This window comes from Mesotoga sp. HF07.pep.5.2.highcov, from assembly GCF_003666285.1.
Taxonomy (GTDB): domain Bacteria; phylum Thermotogota; class Thermotogae; order Petrotogales; family Kosmotogaceae; genus Mesotoga; species Mesotoga prima.
The window spans coordinates 1-3126 of the sequence record NZ_JFHJ01000431.1; the positions used below are offsets into that span (position 1 = coordinate 1).

Annotated in this window: 3 protein-coding genes and 1 pseudogene; all 4 read left to right on the forward strand. The window is 44.4% G+C overall.

Annotated elements, in window-relative coordinates; genetic code table 11:
* Positions 1-466 (forward strand): annotated as a pseudogene (locus tag BG32_RS09040) (hypothetical protein); the annotation flags it as partial.
* Positions 447-863 (forward strand): hypothetical protein, encoded by a 417-nt coding sequence (locus BG32_RS16540; protein WP_259459638.1) that lies wholly within the window; start codon positions 447-449, stop codon positions 861-863. The pseudogene BG32_RS09040 and the gene BG32_RS16540, both read left to right, overlap by 20 nt.
* A complete protein-coding gene (locus tag BG32_RS09045) occupies positions 860-1825 on the forward strand; it encodes a sigma-54 dependent transcriptional regulator (RefSeq protein WP_259459639.1) in 966 nt (321 codons plus the stop codon). Before BG32_RS16540 ends, BG32_RS09045 begins: the two co-directional genes overlap by 4 nt.
* 17 nt (positions 1826-1842) lie before the next feature.
* A complete protein-coding gene (gene cas6, locus BG32_RS09050) occupies positions 1843-2622 on the forward strand; it encodes a CRISPR-associated endoribonuclease Cas6 (RefSeq protein ID WP_121526714.1) in 780 nt (259 codons plus the stop codon).
* Positions 2623-3126 lie beyond the last annotated feature (504 nt).

The following is a 3126-nucleotide window of genomic DNA, read 5'->3' on the forward strand; positions in this document are numbered from 1 at the left end:
CTCGATTGAAGATCTCTTTGGCTCGCTCAGCTCAAAGATTCTCTTTGGCGTCTCCGATTTGAATGACGTATCCAAGAACCAGTTATCCTGGTATCTCTTCCGGATGCCCGACGGAGTTCTATACACTCTCAACTGCCTAACTCCCAGAAGCGGTGCTCCAAATCTTTCGAAGCAGGCACTGGCGATTATGAGAATCGCTATGGGGGACCCGGAGGTGGGAGAAGCGCTCAAATACAAGTTTGAAGAAATGATTGCAGAGTCTACCGGATTAATTGACTATTCGCTTGAAGTGGAAGATTTATTGGGAATAGTCATTCGGCTGAACAGGACCATTATGAAGGCCGGGTATCCCGAAAGCAAACTGGGCGAACCGAAAGCTCTATTGAAAGAGCTTAACCGAAGTTCAATAAGGCATTATTTTCATCAAATTGCGGGGAGGCTGGAAAATGAAAGTATTCATTATTGAGAAGGGTTTTGAAGAACATGAGTTAAGAGTACTTAAGGAGATCGTTGGAAGTCTTGTCTCATCAAAAGAAGACCTAAGAGAAAAAGTAGAAATTGTGCAGTGCCCGGAGTTTTGTGAAGAACAGGGAATAGTGATCAAGGTCATTGGAGAGCTGAACCCTGAACGGTCTTCAGGCCAGTTATTCATAATGTTCAAAGGAGGTCTTGAAAGTAACATAGTAAAATTCGCGCAAAGAATGGGTGCTGTCGGAATCTTCCCTATCGATCGGTTCTATGGAGAGAGAATGGAGTATGGTGAGATTTCACGGTTTGAGAATGTCTTGAAAAACGTTTTGAGAGATAAGCTATCAACCGTTTTCCTGAATGGGACTTTAAGAAAAGGATCGACTGGAAAGTGAAGCTCGACGACAAAGCTTTCCAAAATGATAAAGATTCTGAAGAAGCCGCCTATATTTCGCTCTTTGGAGACGATATTACCCACAGGAATGTCAAGAAGACTAACGAAATAATAACGTCTGTAATGCCCTATGTTAAAGAACTAAAGAAGTTTCGAGATAAGGCAAACAAGACTCTTGAAGCGCTTGAAAAGAAAGAGATCTCTAACGATCAGAATCTCACAGGAGCTCAACTTGCTATAGGAAGACTGAATGATCTGACATCCGAAATGAAGTTCAGAAAGCCGGTTTGTATTCTGCTCACAGGTCCTACTGGTTGCGGAAAAACTCTTCTGGCGAAGTACATAGCAAACAGCCTATTTGGCTCCCTGAAAACCTTTTCGAGAATCTCGCTGGTCAATATGGGAGACAACCTGCTTGAAAGTGAGCTATTCGGAAGTTTTCCGGGGTCGTGGACCGGGAGTTCTTATAAGGTTGGTAAAATGGTGTCAATGGCGGGAGGAGCAGTATTCCTCGATGAGATCGGGGAAATCTCTCCTGCTATCCAGGCAAAGCTTTTGACCTATCTGGACGATATGAAGGTCCTTATAGAAGGCTTTTCAGATCCTTCGGGTGTGAAAGTACCCGTATTGATTATCGCCGCCACGAATCGAGATGTTAGAAAGGAAATGAGCCTCGGCAATTTCAGATCTGACTTCTTTCAGCGTTTTGCCTACGAGATTCACATGCCTTCACTTTCTGAGAGAAAGTCAGATTTCAGATATATTCTTAGTCATCTTCTCCAGGTGAAAAAGAAGCTTCTGAATCTCAGTATAGATGAGATAAGCATCGCTGCAATAGAGAAACTGGAGGGTTACGAATACCCCGGCAACTATCGAGAACTAGAGAGAGTTGTTACCGCGGCCATGATGAGCGCAAAGATGGATGGACGAGAGATCGTTCTGTCTAGAGATGTTCAGTTTTAGTTCTATGGGAGGTAGATATGAGAGTTAAGCTCACACTTAGCGGCCTGAAGAACAAGGCCGTTCCCCGCGATCACTTTCACCAGCTTTCGGGTCTGATCTACGCGATGATACAAAAGGCAAATCCCGATTATTCGAAATGGTTGCACGATGAGGGCTTTCTTGACGGAAGCAAGAGCTTCAAGTTCTTCTGTTTCTCCAAGCTAATTCCGGAAAAGAATGCTTATATCAAAGCCGGAGACAATGGCGAGATGATTGTCTTCACCAAAGATATCGCTGCTCTGTATATATCCTCGCCGGTGAGAGAGATCATGCAGCATCTAGTGGATTTCTTGCTGCTAAACAGGGAAATTAGAATCCTCAATCATAATCTTGTGATTCAAAACGCCTTTGCATCGACGGAGAGTTTTGAAAGCGGAGAGGAGCTCTTCAAATGTATTACGCCTATCGTTCTTTCGACGAGAAACGACGAACATAAGACGCCTTTCTACTTGAGGGCTTATCAGGACCCTGCCCAGTTTGGCGAATTCCTTACTAAGAATGCCAGAGAGAAATTCAGAGTTTTCTCCGGGAGAGAGAGCAGTGTCAGTATTGTTGTCGATGGCGAATATGTAGAAAAAGTCGGGAGGAAGAGCAACATAAGAATCAATATTGTTGACGACATAGAAGTCTTCGGATCGGTCGTCCCAGTAAAGATTTCCGGTACCGGAGAGGAGATTGCGTTTCTGTACGACACCGGACTTGGAGAAAAGAATTCCCTTGGAATGGGAATGATAGAGATTGCCGGGAAGCGGTTTTGAGTATAAAAGGGTTTTCTTTACCAAGGTGGTTTTCGATGCGCGTATTTGAAGTGAAGGCCGCTTCGATAGAGTAGGTTATTGGCACGGTTTTACCAGAACACGCCTATAACCATCATGAACTGATATTCTAAAGGCATTGTAGTGGCAACTTTCAGACTATTATTTTTATTTTTCGCTATATTGGTTGCCTTCAAAACTTAGACTGACAAACGGATAAGCGCTTGATAATTCACCGTTCTCTGCGGACAGAGAGATCAAAACAAGATCCCGAAACAAGTTCGGGATGGCAGTGTTAGGGACTTGCCAAACGCGCTGCCCGGATAACTTCATAGGTGCATAGAAAACCCGAATTGTTAAGCCGGTTCTCTTCACGAGACCCCATACCCTTTAATCGATACCCCGCGCTCCGCGTCATGAACTTGTTTCAGCATCTCTATCCTAAGAACCGCTGTACGCTTAAGAGCAAAAACCCGCTGAGCGCTGATGAAAACCGCGTTGCCCGTC

What these genes read in the sequence shown, in the direction of transcription:
- cas6 (WP_121526714.1), top strand. Translation starts at nt 1,843, where the DNA reads ATGAGAGTTAAGCTCACACTTAGCGGCCTGAAGAACAAGGCCGTTCCC.
- BG32_RS16540 (WP_259459638.1), top strand. Translation starts at nt 447, where the DNA reads ATGAAAGTATTCATTATTGAGAAGGGTTTTGAAGAACATGAGTTAAGA.